This is a genomic window from Acinetobacter sp. FL (genome assembly GCF_040744925.1).
Lineage (GTDB): Bacteria > Pseudomonadota > Gammaproteobacteria > Pseudomonadales > Moraxellaceae > Acinetobacter > Acinetobacter radioresistens.
In genome coordinates this window covers 208,275-225,918 of sequence record NZ_CP160437.1, presented here as the reverse complement: position 1 = coordinate 225,918, position 17,644 = coordinate 208,275, and the positions used below count along the sequence as shown (strand labels likewise).

Genomic DNA, 17,644 nt, shown 5'->3' with positions numbered 1-17,644 from the left:
TTAACTTAATATTATTTTATAAAGACAAAAATTATAGGTCCGTATGAATCTTTTAAAGAAACTCCAGAATATTCCTGCAGTGTCCAAATTCATGATTAACCGCTATTCCCCTTATCGCGGTGCCGGAATTATGATCGATCAGATTGATCTGCCCAATTATCATATCCGGGTTAAAATGCCACTGACCCGTAAAAACCAGAATATCGTAGGAACTCATTTCGGTGGTAGCCTTTATTCCATGGTCGACCCATTTTATATGCTCATGCTTATGCACCACTTAGGCAATAAATATATTGTATGGGATAAAGCAGCCTCTATCAGTTTCCTTTCACCAGGACGCAGCACGGTATATGCCGATATACGTTTAAGCCAAGAAGAACTTGAAGAAATCAGAAGGCTGGCCCAGAATTATGAACCTGTCCTGCGTCACTACACCTTAAATATTCTGGATGATCAAGGCGTCAGAATTGCTGAAGTGCAAAAAACCTTGTATATCCGCCGTAAAAAATCTAAAACGCTGATTAAACCCTATACTCAGATTTAATGTATACAAAAAAATAAGCGCATCTAGCGCTTATTTTTTCTGTGCTGTTAGCGACGTCTTTCTTGGATAACTACACCGGCGCCGCCACCAAGCGCCCCACCAATTGCAGCGCCAGCATTACCACCAATGACTGCTTCACCAACGACTGCCCCCAGACCAGCACCAATTGCACTACCTGTAGTACTACCGCGCGTGCCACCTTGAGAATTAGTACCTACGCCTGCGCCAGCCGCTGCACCTAAACCAGCACCGACTTTACCGCCTACTGCATTCCCTGCTCCACCACCTACCGCACCACCTAAAGCAGCCGCACCAATGCGCTGCTCACGAGGTGACATGTTTTCACAACCTGCCAACATAAATACTGATGCAGTGGTCACTGCTAATACGCTAACTAATTTTTTCATGGTTATTATCCCCTGCTTCTATGCTTTATTAGCTTAGTTTAAATTTATGCAGCAATTCTGATGAATATGTTATGAACTAAGTAAGTATTCAGTAATTTATGTAAAAAACTCATGCACTTTATCAGGTATGATTTATCAAGAAATATCATTTCGCAGCTATAAAAAAAGCACCCTTAGGTGCTTTTTTTAAATTCTAGAACTTAAAGCTCTTCATTCAGTGCTTGAGAAAATGCCTGATCTACTTCAGAGAAGTCATTAGCCAAAGCGAATTCTGCAGCTTCTGCTTCCTGACGACGACGCTCCAAGTGATAAGCCAAGCCTGTTCCTGCCGGAATCAGACGGCCTACTACCACGTTTTCTTTCAGGCCGCGCAGATCATCTTCCTTACCTGTTACAGCTGCTTCAGTTAACACACGAGTGGTTTCCTGGAACGATGCAGCAGAAATGAAGGAGTCAGTCGACAATGATGCTTTGGTAATACCCATCAGTTGACGTTCAAACTTCGCAGGGAACTTGTTCTGAGACAGAACTGCCTGGTTCTCTTGAACCACGCGGATATAATCCACTTGTTCACCTTTAATGAAGCTTGAATCACCACCATCAGTGATTTCAACCTTACGCAGCATTTGACGTACGATGACTTCAATATGCTTGTCATTGATTTTTACACCCTGAAGACGGTAAACGTCCTGAACTTCATTCACGATGTAGTTGGTCAATGCCACTTCGCCTTTCAAACGCAAGATATCATGTGGATTTTGTGGACCATCAGAAATGACTTCACCACGATTCACATGCTCGCCTTCGAACACGTTGATCTGACGCCATTTAGGAATCAGCTCTTCATAAACTTCAGCGCCATCATCCGGAGTAATTACTAGACGGTTTTTACCTTTGGTTTCTTTACCGAAGCTTACTACGCCTGATACTTCTGCCAAGATCGCATGCTCTTTTGGCTTACGTGCTTCAAACAGGTCGGCAACACGTGGCAGACCACCGGTAATATCACGAGTACGTGAAGATTCCTGTGGTACACGGCCAATAACATCACCTACGCCAATTGTTTCACCGCTGCGTACAGTCACAATCGTGTTCTGTGGCAGGAAGTAGAACTGTTCACCGCCATCTGCTGTATCAAGTACGATCGCTGGACGCAAATCTTTACCTGATGCAGGACGAGCAGTCACTGGCAGAATCTCAACAGTAGTCATACCTGTTGCATCATCTGTTTTCGATGTTGCAGTCACACCATCAGTAATTTGCGAGAAACGCGCCTTACCAGCCACTTCTGTTACCAGCGGATGGGTATGTGGATCCCAAGTTGCCACAATACCACCAGCTTCTACAGCTTCGCCTTCTTTCAGCAGAATGCTTGCACCATACGGCAGTTTGTAACGTTCACGCTCACGACCCAGCTCATCAGCAATACCAACTTCACCCGAACGGGAAACTGAAACCAAGTGGCCTTTAGCATGCTGTACAGTTTTCACATTATGGAAACGTACAGTACCTTTGTTACGTACCTGAACACTGTTTGCAGCAGAAGTTCGGCTTGCAGCACCACCCACGTGGAAGGTACGCATGGTTAACTGTGTACCTGGTTCACCAATCGACTGCGCTGCCATAACACCAACAGATTCACCTGGATTCACAAGATGTCCACGTGCAAGGTCACGACCATAACATTTTGCACAAACACCAAATGCAGAGTCACAGCTGATCACTGAACGTACACGGATTTCATCGATACCTGCTTCTTCAAGCTGAGTAGCAATTTTTTCGTCAATTAACGTATTACGCGGGAAGAGAACCTCTTCACTGCCTGGACGGATAACATCTTCAGCAATCACACGACCCAGCACACGATCACGTAACGGCTCGATCACGTCACCACCCTGAATGAGTGGAGTCATCGTCAAGCCACCCACAGTGCCACAGTCCGGCTCAGTGATAACCAAATCTTGCGCTACGTCAACCAGACGACGCGTCAGGTAACCCGAGTTCGCAGTTTTCAATGCGGTATCGGCCAGACCTTTACGTGCACCGTGAGTCGAGATGAAGTACTGAAGTACAGTCAAACCTTCACGGAAGTTCGCTTTAATCGGTGTTTCAATGATCGAACCATCCGGTTTCGCCATCAGACCACGCATACCTGCGAGCTGACGAATCTGCGCTGCACTACCACGCGCACCAGAGTCAGACATCATATAAATCGAGTTAAATGATTTCTGCTTTTCTTCCTGGCCTTCACGGTTGGTTACACTTACAAATGACAGGTTATCCATCATCGCTTTTGCAACCTGGTCATTAGTACGTGCCCAGATATCCACTACTTTGTTATAACGCTCACCTGCGGTAACAAAGCCCTGTTCAAACTGCTGTTCAATTTCACGAACCTCAGTTTCCGCCTTGTCAATAATTGCCTGTTTCTGCGGCGGAATAACCATGTCTTCCATACCAACAGATACACCAGAGCGAGTCGCTTGACGGAAGCCCAAGTACATTAACTGGTCAGCAAAAATAACAGTATCTTTCAGGCCCAGCTTACGGTAGCAAGAGTTAATCAGTTTTGAGATATTTTTCTTGGTCATCTCTACATTGATCTGCTCGAAGCTTAAACCTTCCGGCACAACTTCCCATAACAGGCAGCGGCCTGGCGTGGTCTGTACAATAATTGTCTGCTGCTCACGCTCACCATTTTCATTGATAATGGTCTGGTGTACACGTGCTTTTACGCGGGCATGCATCGCTACCTGACCGGTAGCGAGTGCACGGTTTACCTCATGCGTATCAGCAAACACCATGCCTTCACCTTTGGCATTCACTGCATCACGGGTGATGTAGTAAAGACCTAAGACCACGTCCTGAGACGGAACAATGATAGGTTCACCGTTCGCAGGAGACAGGATGTTGTTAGTCGACATCATCAGTGCACGTGCTTCAAGCTGGGCTTCAAGCGTCAATGGTACGTGTACAGCCATTTGGTCACCGTCAAAGTCGGCGTTAAATGCGGTACATACCAGTGGATGCAGACGGATTGCCTTACCTTCAATCAGGATCGGTTCAAACGCTTGAAGACCCAGACGGTGAAGTGTTGGCGCACGGTTTAGCATAACCGGGTGCTGACGGATAACATGAGCAAGAACGTCCCAAACTTCTGGAGTTTCGCGCTCAACCATTTTCTTGGCAGCTTTAATGGTGGTTGCTTGGCCTGAAGCCTGCAATTTTGCAAAAATAAATGGCTTGAACAGTTCAAGTGCCATTTTCTTAGGCAGACCACACTGATGCAGACGTAGAGACGGCCCTACCGTAATTACTGAACGGCCAGAATAGTCAACACGTTTACCCAGCAAGTTCTGACGGAAACGACCTTGCTTACCTTTGATCATGTCTGCCAAAGATTTTAAAGGACGTTTGTTAGAACCAGTAATGGCACGACCACGACGCCCATTATCCAGCAATGCATCTACAGATTCTTGAAGCATACGTTTTTCATTACGTACGATAATATCTGGAGCAGCCAGGTCAAGAAGACGTTTTAAGCGGTTGTTACGGTTGATCACACGACGGTAAAGATCATTCAGATCAGAAGTCGCAAAACGGCCGCCCTCAAGTGGAACTAACGGACGAAGATCTGGTGGAAGTACTGGCAGTACATTCATCACCATCCATTCCGGCTTATTGTTCGACTCTTTAAAAGCTTCCATCAGTTTAAGACGTTTTGATGCTTTCTTGAGCTTGGTCTCAGACGTAGTTTGTGGAATTTCTTCACGCAAACGAGAGATTTCTGCTTCAAGATCGATATCTTTTAACAGATCTTGAACAGCTTCCGCACCCATTTTTGCGGTGAATTCATCACCGTGTTCTTCAAGTGCGTTGTAGTATTCTTCATCAGTAAGCAACTGGTATTTCTCAAACGGAGTCATACCCGGATCAGTCACTACATAAGATTCGAAATACAGTACACGTTCAATATCACGCAAGGTCATGTCAAGAAGCAGACCAATACGGCTCGGCAATGATTTCAGGAACCAAATGTGTGCCACTGGAGAGGCAAGCTCGATGTGACCCATACGTTCACGACGAACTTTCGCAGTTGTTACTTCAACGCCACATTTTTCACAGATGACGCCTTTGTACTTCATACGCTTGTATTTACCACACAAGCATTCGTAATCTTTTACTGGACCAAAAATTTTGGCACAGAATAAACCGTCGCGCTCCGGTTTAAAGGTACGATAATTAATTGTCTCAGGCTTTTTCACTTCGCCGTGAGACCATGACTTAATCATTTCTGGTGACGCAAGACCAATACGGATACGGTCAAATTCAACCGGTGCATGACCGTCTGAATCCGTTTTCTTACGCATGATATCGAGCAAGTCTTTCAATTTTTTTCTCCGTGTGCCGGTGGGCACATCGCCCGCCCGGCTGGGTCACAAATATTGTGTTTACCTGAAAAGGTGAAAGGTCCTAGACCTTAGTCACCATTTTTCAGTTCAATGTTGATACCTAAAGAACGGATCTCTTTGGTCAATACGTTGAACGATTCAGGCATGCCCGGATCCATATAATGGTTTCCATCTACAATATTCTTATAGATGCGGGTACGGCCTTCAACGTCATCCGACTTCACGGTCAGCATCTCTTGAAGAGTATATGCTGCACCGTAAGCTTCAAGTGCCCAGACTTCCATCTCACCGAAACGCTGACCACCGAATTGTGCTTTACCACCAAGCGGCTGTTGCGTTACTAGCGAGTAAGAACCAGTTGAACGCGCATGCATCTTGTCATCCACCAAGTGGTTGAGTTTAAGCATGTACATGTAACCTACAGTTACCGGACGGTCAAACTGTTCGCCTGTACGTCCATCAAACAGGATCTGCTGGCCAGAACGTGGAAGTTCTGCAAGTTCAAGTAACTCTTTGATCTGGCCTTCTTCGGCACCATCAAATACTGGAGTTGCCAGTGGCACACCCTTGCTGAGGTTTCCTGCAAGTTTCAAGATTTCATCATCAGTCAGTGTATCAAGCTGTTCTTGCTCACCACCGACTTTATTGTAAATCTTATCAAGGAAATCACGCAGTTCAGCAATAGCACGCTGCTGTTTAAGCATCTTGTCGATCTGCTCACCCAAACCTTTTGCAGCAAGACCCAAGTGTGTTTCCAGAATCTGTCCCACGTTCATACGTGATGGTACACCTAGCGGGTTTAATACCACATCAACCGGAACACCATTGGCATCATGTGGCATGTCTTCTACAGGCAGGATTTGTGATACCACACCCTTGTTCCCGTGACGACCCGCCATTTTATCACCCGGCTGGATACGGCGTTTAACTGCCAGATAAACCTTCACAACTTTCAATACACCATGAGTCAGCTCATCACCCGTAGAAAGCTTGCGTTTCTTCTCGGCAAACTTCTCGTCAATCTCGGTGCTTTTCTCTTTCAAGAACACCTGGATCTGGATTAAACGTTCAGCAATCGCTTCATCGCTTGGCTGGATTTCGAGCAGGTCAATCAGCTCAAGGCCAGAGAGCAATTCTTCAGACAGTTTCTCACCACGTTTGGTATTTCCACCGCCGTTAGACACCTGATCTTTTAGCAAACGTACAATACGTTCACGAGCCGCTTCTTCAAAGATTTTATATTCTTCTTTCAAATCTTTACGATAAGCGTCAAGTTGTGCTTTCTCAATCGCCAGTGCACGGTCATCTTTTTCCAGACCATCACGTGTAAACACCTGAACGTCAATTACCGTACCTTTAGTACCTGATGGAACACGTAAAGATGAATCTTTTACATCAGCTGCTTTCTCACCGAAGATAGCACGAAGCAGTTTTTCTTCAGGTGTTAGCTGAGTTTCACCTTTAGGTGTCACTTTACCAACCAGAATATCGCCAGCCGTTACTTCTGCACCGATATAAACAATACCGGATTCATCCAGTTTAGAAAGCGCAGCTTCACCTACGTTTGGAATATCCGCAGTAATTTCTTCTGCACCCAGTTTGGTATCACGTGCTACACATGACAATTCCTGAATGTGAATAGAAGTTAAACGGTCTTCCTGAAGTACACGTTCAGAAAGCAGGATTGAGTCTTCGTAGTTGTAACCATTCCAAGTCATGAATGCAACACGCATGTTCTGACCAAGTGCTAATTCACCACCATCCGTAGACGGGCCATCAGCCAGTACATCACCACGACCAACTTTATCACCCAGATTCACCAGAACTTTCTGGTTAATACAGGTATTCTGGTTTGAACGTGTGTATTTGATCAGGTTATAGATATCTACACCCGCTTCACCCGCAATCATCTCGTCTTCGTTAACACGAATAACTACACGTGACGCATCTACGAATTCAATGGTACCGCCACGTTTTGCAATTACACATACACCTGAGTCACGTGCAACATTCGCTTCCATACCTGTCCCTACTAGCGGTTTGTCCGCAATCAGTGTCGGTACAGCCTGACGCTGCATGTTTGAACCCATCAATGCACGGTTGGCATCATCGTGCTCAAGGAATGGAATCAGAGATGCCGCTACAGAAACTACCTGCTGTGCAGAAACATCCATATGCGTAATACGCTCTGGAGCCATACGCACAAATTCGCCCTGGTAACGTACAGAAACCAGCTCTTCGGTTAAATAACCATCTTTATCGAGTGCAGAGTCGGCCTGAGCAATCACAGTTCCTACTTCTTCAATTGCAGACAGATATTCAACTTCATCTGTTACACGGCCATCTACCACTTTACGGTAAGGCGTTTCCAAGAAACCAAATTCATTGGTTTTTGCGTATACAGACAGCGAGTTAATCAGACCGATGTTTGGTCCTTCAGGGGTTTCAATCGGACACACACGACCATAGTGGGTCTGGTGTACGTCACGCACCTCAAAGCCTGCGCGCTCACGGGTCAAACCGCCTGGTCCAAGTGCCGATACACGACGCTTATGTGTAATTTCAGATAGCGGGTTATTCTGATCCATAAACTGGGACAACTGGCTTGAACCAAAGAATTCTTTGATTGCAGCAGCTACCGGTTTAGCGTTGATCAGGTCCTGTGGAGACAGGTTGTCAGTTTCTGCCTGTGACAGACGCTCTTTAACTGCACGTTCAACACGGACCAGACCTACACGGAACTGGTTCTCAGTCATTTCACCTACAGAACGGACACGACGGTTACCCAGATGGTCAATATCATCGACCTCACCCTTACCGTTACGAATTTCAACTAAAGTACGTAACACATCGATGATATCTTCATTCGAGAGAATACCTTCAACTTCACGTGACTTCTGGTCAGTTCCTACTTCGTATGGACGACCTAAACGACGGTTGAACTTCATACGACCAACAGGTGACAGGTCATAACGCTCAGAAGAGAAGAACAGGTTATTGAACAGGTTCTCAGCAGCTTCTTTTGTTGGCGGCTCGCCTGGACGCATTACCTTATAGATCTCAACCAGGGCTTCTTCACGGCCACTTGTTGTATCTGCACGTAAGGTATCTGCCACGAATGAACCACGGTCAATATCATTGGTATACAAGATATTAAACTGCTTCACGCCACCCTCAGCAATCTTCACCATGATTTCATGGCTCAGCAAGGTATTCGCAGCAATTACATCGCCTGATTTCAGGCTAATATCTTCAGCAGTAATCCGTTCGTACAGGTACTCATCAGGAACTGGCAGTTTAGTCAGGCCAGAAGCTTCCATTTGACGTACATGACGCGCATTGATACGTTTACCCTGCTCAACAATCACTTTGCCATCATTGTCAGCAATATCGAACTGCGCCATTTCACCACGCAGGCGTTCAGGCACGAGATCAATCTGATAACTGCCCATATCCAGATATACAGGGACTTTCTCATAGAACAGATCCAGAATCTGTTCATTGTTATAGCCCAGTGCACGCATAACTACAGTAGCAAGTAATTTACGACGACGGTCGATACGTACATATACCAGGTCTTTGGCATCAAACTCAAAATCAAGCCATGAACCACGGTAAGGAATAATACGTGCTGAATACAACACTTTACCGCTTGAGTGGGTTTTACCTTTGTCATGGTCAAAGAATACACCCGGTGAACGATGTAACTGAGATACGATTACACGCTCAGTACCATTGATGACAAAGGTACCATTTTCAGTCATGAGTGGAATTTCACCCATATAGACTTCTTGTTCACGAACATCTTTGATTGATTTTGTTTCGCGATCTTTAATGATCAGACGAATCTTTACGCGCATTGGTGCCGCATAGGTTGAGCCACGAAGAATACATTCGCGGACATCAAACTCGGGTTTACCAAGGCTATACTCAACAAATTCTAAAGCAGCATTGCCAGAATAACTTTCTATAGGAAAAACTGAACGAAATGCGGCTTGGAGACCGATATCTTCGCGGTTTTTTGGAGTTTTGCCGTCTTGCAGGAAAGTACGGTACGAGTCGACTTGAATAGACAACAGGTACGGTGCTTCCATGACTTGGGGCAATTTACCAAAATTCTTACGGATCCGTTTCTTTTCGGTATATGAGTATGCCATCTGGAGTCCTCGGAAAGTAAACCAAGCCCGCCTGCAGAACGGGCTCAGAAGGAATTACGCAGGCCGATATGGCCACCACTTTTTACAAAAGCTGCAATCTTGAGTGGTATGAAAACGCTTATCAATATTTTCAAATCAAAAAATATTGGTAAGCGTTTGAATTTATTTGATTTATTATTAAATTAACTGATATATTCAGCAAACTAACAAAAATCGAGCCGATTATTGTAACGCAAAAAGGCTGATGACCCAAGAGCCATCAGCCATTTTATGGAGCCGATTAAAAAATCGACTCCTTAAAGAATTACTTAAGAGTAACTGTAGCACCAGCTTCTTCAAGTTTTTTCTTAAGCTCTTCGCCTTCTTCTTTAGAAACGCCTTCTTTAACAGCTGAAGGAGCGCTTTCAACAAGATCTTTCGCTTCTTTAAGACCAAGGCCAGTTGCTTCACGAACTGCTTTAATTACAGCAACTTTGTTCGCGCCGAAAGAAGTCAACTCAACATTGAATTCAGTTTGTTCTTCAGCAGCAGCAGCGCCAGCACCTGGAGCAGCAGCAACAGCTACAGCAGCAGCAGATACATTGAATTTCTCTTCGAAAGCAGAGATCAGTTCAACAAGCTCAAGAACAGTTTTTTCAGCAACTGCATTTAAGATTTCTTCGTTAGTTAAAGCCATGAGAGTAACTCCAAATGGATATTGAATGGTGTGAAAGTAGATTTAAGCTTAAGCAGCTTCTGACTCGTTTTTCTCTTTGAGCGCAGTAATAAGGCGACCCAGTTTCGAGATAGGAGCCTGAAGAACATTGGCAAGCATAGTAAGTGCTTTTTCTTGGTTTGGAAGATTCGCGATTACGCTAACTTCAGCACCTTCATAAACCTTGCCATCAAAGGCAGCAGCTTTAAGTTCAAATGCTTTGTTAGTTTTAGCAAATTCTTCAAACAAGCGTGCAGCTGCACCCATGTCATCTTCAGAAGTTGAGAAAGCCAAGATTGTTGGGCCAACAAGGTTGTCATTCAAGATATTGAATTGAGTATCTTGAAGAGCACGCTTAGCCAGAGTGTTACGCACGATACGTGTAGTAACACCAAGCTTACGAGCTTCAACACGAAGAGCAGTTAACTGCCCAACTGTCAGACCTTGGTAGTCAGCAACAACAGCTGAGAACGCTTTAGAAGCAACTTCACTTACTTCTGCAACGATCTGTTTTTTGTCTTCGATAAGAAGAGCCATTGTAAAACCTCCTAACGGTGATTTATGTACCCAAACAGGTACACTCCCAATTCGTAAATCCAATCACTGGACTTACACGCGGAGGAGGAATAAATCACACCACCGCATCTACGCAGGCTGGGCTATTAAGAGTTCAGGTACAGGACCTTCCCTCGCCTGAGGTCTTTGACGCTAACAGGCTTTAACCTATCAATTCAAAGTCCACTCCAGTTGCTAAAAATTTATATTTCCAAGCTACTGGAGATTTTAAGAATTCTGTCTAAGAATAAACTTAGTTAGAAACGTTGCTTACATCAACAACCAGACCAGGACCCATAGTAGAGCTTAGTGTGATTTTCTTGATGTATACACCTTTTGAGGTCGCTGGTTTAAGTTTTTTCAAATCAGCAATCAAAGTTTCAACGTTTTGACGAACAGCAGATGCTTCAAAGCCAATCTGGCCGATTGCAGCATGGATAATACCTGCTTTGTCTACACGGTAACGTGCTTGACCTGACTTTGCATTTTTAACTGCATTTGCCACGTCAGGAGTTACAGTACCCACTTTCGGGTTTGGCATTAAGCCACGTGGACCAAGGATCGTACCCAATTTACCTACAACGCGCATAGCGTCAGGCGCAGCGATCACAACATCAAAGTTCAGATCACCACCTTGGATGCTCTCAGCAAGGTCATCAAAACCAACAATATCAGCACCAGCTGCTTTAGCTGCTTCTGCTTGTGCACCTTGAGCAAAAACTGCAACACGTACAGTTTTACCAGTACCTGCAGGAAGCGTAGTCGCACCACGAACAACCTGGTCAGATTTACGCGGGTCTACACCCAGGTTTACTGCGATATCCAAAGATTCTTTGAATTTCGCTGCTGGAAGGCTGCTTAGAACCTGTACTGCTTCTTCTAAAGTGTAAACTTTATTTGCTTCAATAGCAGCAGCAATGGCTTTTTGACGTTTAGTTAACTTTGCCATGTCTTATAGCTCCACTTCCAAGCCCATAGAACGCGCAGAACCAGCGATGGTACGTACACGTGCGTCTAAATCAGCACCAGTTAGATCTGGTTCTTTAGTAGTCGCAATTTCTTCTAATTGAGCACGAGTCAACTTACCCACTTTAGTTTTGTTAGGTATAGCTGAACCTTTTTGGATACCAGCAGCTTTCTTAAGAAGAATTGCTGCAGGTGGAGTTTTCATGATAAAAGTGAACGACTTATCATTGTACACAGTGATCACGACAGGAATTGGCAGACCTGGTTCAACTTTTTGTGTAGCAGCATTGAATTCTTTACAGAATGCCATGATGTTTACACCACGTTGACCTAGCGCAGGACCAATCGGTGGAGATGGATTCGCTTTACCAGCTGGAACTTGCAGCTTGATATAGCCGTCAATCTTCTTAGCCATTATTAAATACCTCTGGGTACAAACGCCGTCAGGCTCCCCGATTTATTCATGTAACAGTAATCGTTACCATAACAATGCCCGACAAATCGGGCGTTTTAACACCGACCTAGCTTAAACTGATTTTTCGACTTGACGAAACTCGAGTTCAACCTGTGTAGGTCGGTTAAATACATTGATGGTCAGCGTTAAACGTGACTTATCGTATTGAACTTCTTCCACCACGCCTTTAAAGTCGGTGAATGGACCGTCAACTACGAGTAATTCTTCACCTGGCTCGAACATTGTCTTAGGACGAGGTGCTTCACCAGTATTGCGAACACGTGCAAGAATCGCATCTGCTTCACGCTGAGTGATGGGCGCAGGTTTTTCAGGCGTACCACCGATAAAACCAAGCACTTTTGGACATTCTTTTACAATATGCCAAGTATCATCATTCATTTCCATTTCGACTAACACATAGCCTGGAAAGAATTTACGTTCAGATTTACGTTTTTTGCCATCCTTCATCTCTACCACTTCTTCGGTAGGGACTAGGACTTCACCAAAGCTGTCGGCAACAGCGCTACGCTGGATTCGATCATTAAGCGAACGCATCACTTGTTTTTCATAGCCCGAATAGGCATGAATAATGTACCAACGTTTCATAGCTCTTTACCCGATAATTAGCTTAATCAACCAACCCAATCCGTAGTCAAAACACCACAATACCACTGATGCAATGATAACAACCACAAGAACCTGCCAAGATGTGGTCACGGTTTCTTGCTTGGTTGGCCAAGTGACTCGGCGCAGCTCAACTCGCGCGTCTTTCAACAAACGAATAAAGGCTTTGCCTTGATGGGTGGCGTATAATAAACCTAAAGCCACTACGATACAAGCCAAAATTACCCCAACACGCACCCAAATATCATTTGCAGGTGCCCAATACGCTGGCAGATGCTGGTTCACCAAAGTCGCACTGATTAATAAGGCTAGAGCAATAAGCCATAGCACAACATCTAGCACAGACCCGGAACGGACAACTTCAGCAGGATTATTTCTTTGAGGAATTGGCGCGTCGCTCAATGCGTCACGCGATTTATCATTCGACATTTTTGTACTCGTCGTAGGATTCGCGACTTATTATATGACAATTCAGCCAGCATCAAGCTTTTTTATTCAGAAAAAGTGGCAGGCCAGGAGGGACTCGAACCCCCAACATTCGGTTTTGGAGACCGACGCTCTACCAATTGAACTACTGGCCTGTAAGACAAGCCGCAAATCAGGGTTCACGGCTTGAAGATTCAACTATTATATATTATGCAGTTACTTTCGCAACAACACCAGCACCTACTGTACGGCCACCTTCACGAATCGCAAAACGCAGACCAGCGTCCATCGCGATCGGGTGGATCAGCTCAACTGACATCTCAACGTTATCACCTGGCATAACCATTTCAACGCCTTCTTTCAGCTGGATCGCACCAGTTACGTCAGTTGTACGGAAGTAGAACTGTGGACGGTAACCATTCAGGAATGGAGTGTGACGACCACCTTCTTCTTTAGAAAGTACATATACTTCTGCATCGAATTTAGTGTGCGGCTTGATTGTACCTGGTTTAGCCAGTACCTGACCACGCTGAACGTCTTCACGTTTAGTACCACGTAGCAGAACACCACAGTTCTCGCCTGCACGACCTTCGTCAAGCAGCTTACGGAACATTTCTACACCCGTTACAGTCGTTTTAACTGTATCTTTGATACCAACGATTTCAACTTCTTCGCCGACTTTAACAATACCAGACTCAACACGGCCAGTAACTACTGTACCACGACCTGAGATTGAGAATACGTCTTCGATTGGCATCAGGAATGCTTTGTCGATTGCACGTTCTGGTTCTGGAATGTAAGTGTCAAGCGCTTCAACCAGAGCAAGAACTGCAGACTCGCCATACTGACCGTCGTTGCCGTTCAGTGCTTGAAGAGCTGAACCACGGATGATTGGAGTGTCATCACCTGGGAAGTCATAAGTAGACAGGAGTTCACGAACTTCCATTTCTACCAGTTCAAGTAACTCTTCGTCATCAACAAGGTCACATTTGTTCAGGAACACGATGATGTAAGGTACACCAACCTGACGAGAAAGCAGGATGTGCTCACGAGTCTGTGGCATTGGGCCATCAGTTGCTGCACATACAAGGATCGCGCCGTCCATCTGAGCAGCACCAGTGATCATGTTTTTAACATAGTCAGCGTGGCCCGGGCAGTCTACGTGAGCGTAGTGACGAGTTGGAGAGTCATATTCTACGTGTGAAGTATTAATGGTAATACCACGCGCTTTTTCTTCTGGTGCAGAGTCAATTGCTGCGTAATCTTTCGCTTCACCGCCGTAAGTTTTTGCACAGATTGTTGCAATCGCAGCGGTTAAAGTTGTTTTACCATGGTCAACGTGACCGATTGTGCCCACGTTTACGTGTGGCTTATTACGTTCAAACTTGGCTTTAGCCATGATGATCTTCCTCGTTTACGTCGAAACCAGCTTAAGAAAACAGCCCTGAGATAACTCAGCTCATCGACCCATTGTCTAAAAACAGACACCCAATACTTGAAAAGCAGACTTAAAAGCCTGCTTTTTAAAAACTTTGTAGAAAAATCTACTAAACTGTATCTGGAGCTCTTATCCAGATTTGAACTGGAGACCTCTCCCTTACCAAGGGAGTGCTCTACCACTGAGCTATAAGAGCGAAATTTAGCTTTAAATGGAGCGGGAGACGAGGTTCGAACTCGCGACATGCAGCTTGGAAGGCTACCGCTCTACCAACTGAGCTACTCCCGCATTGTTGGTAATTGACCACTACATTTAAAGTAAAAGTTGGTGGTGGGAGAAGGATTCGAACCTTCGAAGCTTACGCGGCAGAGTTACAGTCTGCTCCCTTTGACCGCTCGGGAATCCCACCAATCGCACTTATTTCAGTGCTTTCCTCTACAAACTTACACACTTTAGATGGTGCCGGCACACGGATTCGAACTGTGGACCTACTGATTACAAGTCAGTTGCTCTACCAACTGAGCTATGCCGGCGCTTCTTAGTGTTTCGTACGTTTCGTATCGGAACGGTGTGCAGTTTAGCAAAACTTCGCAGGCATGCAACAGTTTTTTTAAAAAAAACTCTCAAAAACTCATAAAATCAATCCGTTTGATGATAATTCAACCGCTTTGATCACTGCGCGAGCTTTTATTTGAGTTTCATTCCATTCAGATTCAGGATTCGAGTCAGCGACCAGCCCCGCTCCAGCCTGTACATAAACCTTATTTTCACGAATCACACAAGTTCGAATGGCAATCGACATATCCATTTCACCATGCCATCCCAAATAACCTACAGCCCCACCGAAAATCCCACGTTTAACTGGCTCGACTTCATCAATAATTTGCATTGCACGAATTTTAGGGGCGCCAGAAAGTGTTCCAGCCGGAAAAGTAGCTTTAAATACATCTAGTGCATCAATATCTTCACTTACTTCACCTTGCACATTTGAAACAATATGCATGACGTGTGAATAGCGTTCAATAACCATGCGGTCCGTCACCTGTACCTTACCAATTTGTGAGACTCGACCGATATCGTTACGCCCCAGATCAATCAGCATTAAATGTTCGGCAATCTCTTTTTCATCAGATAAAAGGTCCTGTTCAAGCGCCAAGTCCTCTTCCTTGGTTTTACCACGCGGACGGGTTCCTGCAAGTGGCCGTACAGTTGCTATCCCATTTTCCAGACGAGAAAGAATTTCAGGCGATGAACCTACAACATGAAAGGGCTTGCCATCAGTTAAAGTTTGGCCTTGTACTAAAAATAAATAAGGTGACGGATTAAGGTGACGTAATGCACGATAAACCTGTAACGCCTCTCCATCAAACTCAGATACCATACGGTGACCTGGCACTACCTGCATTACATCACCAGCCCGGATATACTCCTTAACTGTCTCAATCGACTCAAGGAATCTATCTTTTCCGGTGAGAGACTCAAAATGTGGTGGGGTGTGTGGATAAGCCTGCAAGCTGATTGGTGTATTCAGTGTCTCTTCCAGATGATCGAGTTGTAACTGCGCGCGCTGATAGGCTTCAGGATCATTGATATCTGCATGCACAATCAGAAATAGCGTATCTTTAAGATTGTCAAAAATAATGACTGTTTTTGACAGCATCATCCATATATCTGGCAAGCCCACTGGATCTGCTTGCGGCATATTATTGAGCTTGGGTTCAATATAGCGCACTGCATCATAGCCAAAATAACCGACTAGCCCTCCTGTAAAACCGGGCAATCCGGGTAACAACTGCGCATCAGGTACTTTAAACTGAGCTTGGAAGTCTCGAATAAACTGGAATGGATCATCACACATTTGGGTGGTAAGCTGGCCATCAGCAGCTTTTACAGTGAGTTCTCCCTCATTACAAGAAAATACTACAGATTCACCCAAGCCAATCATTGAATATCTGGCCCAGTTTTCACCCCCCTCAACTGATTCAAACAGATAAGCTTGACTATGGTGTTTTAAACGCGCAAATACGGACAGCGGAGTTTCGGTATCTGCCAGGCGCTGACGGTAAACAGGGATCAGGTTATAGCCGGCATGTTTAAGTGATTCAAACTGGTTTAGGGTGGTCATACAGGGACTCTTGATTGTTTTTCGGTAAGTTAGGCATCAGGCTTTAAAGCTATGTTATGTCGCCATCGAAAAACCATACTGTCGTCCATTGTTGTATCCTTCACTTTCTAAACTTTTTCAATGATCAATTAATTCTCTTAAATCATCTACGACCTGCTGTGGAGCCGAGTCATGAATATCTTCACCATGATTATAACCATAGCTTACGACAATACAATCAACCCCTGCACGGCGCGCTGCCTCAATATCATTGCTTGAATCACCAATTAATAGTGTCTGTTTCGTATTACTCTTGAGAACATCCATACAGTGCAGTAGAGGTAGAGGATGCGGTTTTTTATGTTCCAAGCTATCACCACCGACCACCAGTTTAAAATACTGGTCCAGCCTTAATTCATAGAGCAAGGCCTCAGCCAGTTTTTGTGGTTTATTGGTCACACAAGCCAAAGTAATATTTTGCCGGACGGCATAGTCAAGAAAATCAATTACTCCAAGAAATGGCTTACTGTCCACACAAATACCAGCAGCGTATACTTCTAAAAATTCTGCGTAGAGCTGCTGATGCTGACTCGGTTCAACTTCACCCAGAAGATTAAGTAATACGTCTTCACATAGTTTAGATGCACCTTTACCTACCCATTGCCGAATCTGTTGTTCTGTAACCATCGGGAGTTGCAGGGTATTTAAGCTAATATTCATCGCTCTAAACAGATCAGTGGCTGAATCTACCAGCGTTCCATCCAGATCAAACAGGATTAAATTGCGTGTTGTAAGTTGAGCAACTGTCATATTTTTTATCCGGATAAAAAGGCATGCGAGCATGCCCATGAATGTGACTATAT

Annotated in this window: 13 protein-coding genes and 5 tRNA genes; 1 reads left to right on the top strand and 17 read right to left on the bottom strand. The window is 44.8% G+C overall.

The window, feature by feature from the left end:
- Positions 1-43: 43 nt before the first annotated feature.
- Positions 44-544, top strand: a complete 501-nt coding sequence (locus ABZP31_RS01055) for a DUF4442 domain-containing protein (protein WP_034684789.1) — start codon at positions 44-46, stop codon at positions 542-544.
- 47 nt (positions 545-591) lie between these two features.
- Here the strand turns inward: ABZP31_RS01055 and ABZP31_RS01050 are convergent, their stop codons facing one another.
- From ABZP31_RS01050 to ABZP31_RS00970, 17 genes are all read right to left on the bottom strand, one after another.
- Positions 592-951 carry a hypothetical protein gene (locus ABZP31_RS01050; RefSeq protein WP_005017055.1) on the bottom strand — a complete coding sequence of 120 codons (360 nt, stop codon included), beginning with the start codon at positions 949-951 and terminating at the stop codon, positions 592-594.
- A gap of 200 nt (positions 952-1,151) precedes the next feature.
- On the bottom strand, positions 1,152-5,342 hold the full coding sequence (rpoC, locus tag ABZP31_RS01045) for a DNA-directed RNA polymerase subunit beta' (protein WP_005405985.1): 4,191 nt from the start codon (positions 5,340-5,342) through the stop codon (positions 1,152-1,154).
- Positions 5,343-5,431: 89 nt separating this feature from the next.
- Positions 5,432-9,520 carry a DNA-directed RNA polymerase subunit beta gene (gene rpoB / locus ABZP31_RS01040; protein ID WP_262475747.1) on the bottom strand — a complete coding sequence of 1,363 codons (4,089 nt, stop codon included), beginning with the start codon at positions 9,518-9,520 and terminating at the stop codon, positions 5,432-5,434.
- 304 nt (positions 9,521-9,824) lie between these two features.
- Positions 9,825-10,196: a 50S ribosomal protein L7/L12 gene (gene rplL / locus ABZP31_RS01035; protein ID WP_005017060.1), complete on the bottom strand. Its 372-nt coding sequence runs from the start codon at positions 10,194-10,196 to the stop codon at positions 9,825-9,827.
- A gap of 48 nt (positions 10,197-10,244) precedes the next feature.
- Positions 10,245-10,751, bottom strand: coding sequence for a 50S ribosomal protein L10 (rplJ, locus tag ABZP31_RS01030; RefSeq protein WP_005017063.1), 507 nt, complete (start codon positions 10,749-10,751; stop codon positions 10,245-10,247).
- Between the two features lie 271 nt (positions 10,752-11,022).
- Positions 11,023-11,718 carry a 50S ribosomal protein L1 gene (rplA, locus tag ABZP31_RS01025; RefSeq protein WP_005017065.1) on the bottom strand — a complete coding sequence of 232 codons (696 nt, stop codon included), beginning with the start codon at positions 11,716-11,718 and terminating at the stop codon, positions 11,023-11,025.
- 3 nt (positions 11,719-11,721) lie between these two features.
- Positions 11,722-12,150 (bottom strand): 50S ribosomal protein L11, encoded by a 429-nt coding sequence (rplK, locus tag ABZP31_RS01020; protein WP_005017067.1) that lies wholly within the window; start codon positions 12,148-12,150, stop codon positions 11,722-11,724.
- A gap of 111 nt (positions 12,151-12,261) precedes the next feature.
- Positions 12,262-12,795 (bottom strand): transcription termination/antitermination protein NusG, encoded by a 534-nt coding sequence (gene nusG, locus ABZP31_RS01015; RefSeq protein WP_005023018.1) that lies wholly within the window; start codon positions 12,793-12,795, stop codon positions 12,262-12,264.
- 6 nt (positions 12,796-12,801) lie between these two features.
- Positions 12,802-13,242, bottom strand: coding sequence for a preprotein translocase subunit SecE (gene secE, locus ABZP31_RS01010; RefSeq protein WP_005023016.1), 441 nt, complete (start codon positions 13,240-13,242; stop codon positions 12,802-12,804).
- A 76-nt stretch (positions 13,243-13,318) separates the two neighbouring features.
- Positions 13,319-13,394 (bottom strand) — tRNA-Trp (locus tag ABZP31_RS01005).
- Positions 13,395-13,447: 53 nt separating this feature from the next.
- Positions 13,448-14,638: an elongation factor Tu gene (tuf, locus tag ABZP31_RS01000; RefSeq protein ID WP_005017071.1), complete on the bottom strand. Its 1,191-nt coding sequence runs from the start codon at positions 14,636-14,638 to the stop codon at positions 13,448-13,450.
- Positions 14,639-14,798: 160 nt separating this feature from the next.
- Positions 14,799-14,873 (bottom strand) — tRNA-Thr (locus ABZP31_RS00995).
- 16 nt (positions 14,874-14,889) lie between these two features.
- A tRNA-Gly gene (locus tag ABZP31_RS00990) sits at positions 14,890-14,965 on the bottom strand.
- A gap of 37 nt (positions 14,966-15,002) precedes the next feature.
- A tRNA-Tyr gene (locus ABZP31_RS00985) sits at positions 15,003-15,086 on the bottom strand.
- Between the two features lie 48 nt (positions 15,087-15,134).
- Positions 15,135-15,210 (bottom strand) — tRNA-Thr (locus ABZP31_RS00980).
- 98 nt (positions 15,211-15,308) lie between these two features.
- Complete coding sequence (gene trpE, locus ABZP31_RS00975; protein WP_034685844.1) at positions 15,309-16,802, bottom strand: anthranilate synthase component I; 1,494 nt, start codon at positions 16,800-16,802, stop codon at positions 15,309-15,311.
- 117 nt (positions 16,803-16,919) lie between these two features.
- Positions 16,920-17,591: a phosphoglycolate phosphatase gene (locus tag ABZP31_RS00970; protein WP_034671389.1), complete on the bottom strand. Its 672-nt coding sequence runs from the start codon at positions 17,589-17,591 to the stop codon at positions 16,920-16,922.
- Between the last annotated feature and the right edge of the window lie 53 nt (positions 17,592-17,644).

Bases quoted from the DNA above. Each gene is read 5' to 3' on its own strand.
- nusG (WP_005023018.1), bottom strand. From the start codon at position 12,795: ATGAAACGTTGGTACATTATTCATGCCTATTCGGGCTATGAAAAACAA.
- rplK (WP_005017067.1), bottom strand. From the start codon at position 12,150: ATGGCTAAGAAGATTGACGGCTATATCAAGCTGCAAGTTCCAGCTGGT.
- rplA (WP_005017065.1), bottom strand. From the start codon at position 11,718: ATGGCAAAGTTAACTAAACGTCAAAAAGCCATTGCTGCTGCTATTGAA.
- rpoB (WP_262475747.1), bottom strand. From the start codon at position 9,520: ATGGCATACTCATATACCGAAAAGAAACGGATCCGTAAGAATTTTGGT.
- ABZP31_RS01055 (WP_034684789.1), top strand. From the start codon at position 44: ATGAATCTTTTAAAGAAACTCCAGAATATTCCTGCAGTGTCCAAATTC.
- ABZP31_RS01050 (WP_005017055.1), bottom strand. From the start codon at position 951: ATGAAAAAATTAGTTAGCGTATTAGCAGTGACCACTGCATCAGTATTT.
- ABZP31_RS00970 (WP_034671389.1), bottom strand. From the start codon at position 17,591: ATGACAGTTGCTCAACTTACAACACGCAATTTAATCCTGTTTGATCTG.
- secE (WP_005023016.1), bottom strand. From the start codon at position 13,242: ATGTCGAATGATAAATCGCGTGACGCATTGAGCGACGCGCCAATTCCT.
- rplL (WP_005017060.1), bottom strand. From the start codon at position 10,196: ATGGCTTTAACTAACGAAGAAATCTTAAATGCAGTTGCTGAAAAAACT.
- rplJ (WP_005017063.1), bottom strand. From the start codon at position 10,751: ATGGCTCTTCTTATCGAAGACAAAAAACAGATCGTTGCAGAAGTAAGT.
- trpE (WP_034685844.1), bottom strand. From the start codon at position 16,802: ATGACCACCCTAAACCAGTTTGAATCACTTAAACATGCCGGCTATAAC.
- tuf (WP_005017071.1), bottom strand. From the start codon at position 14,638: ATGGCTAAAGCCAAGTTTGAACGTAATAAGCCACACGTAAACGTGGGC.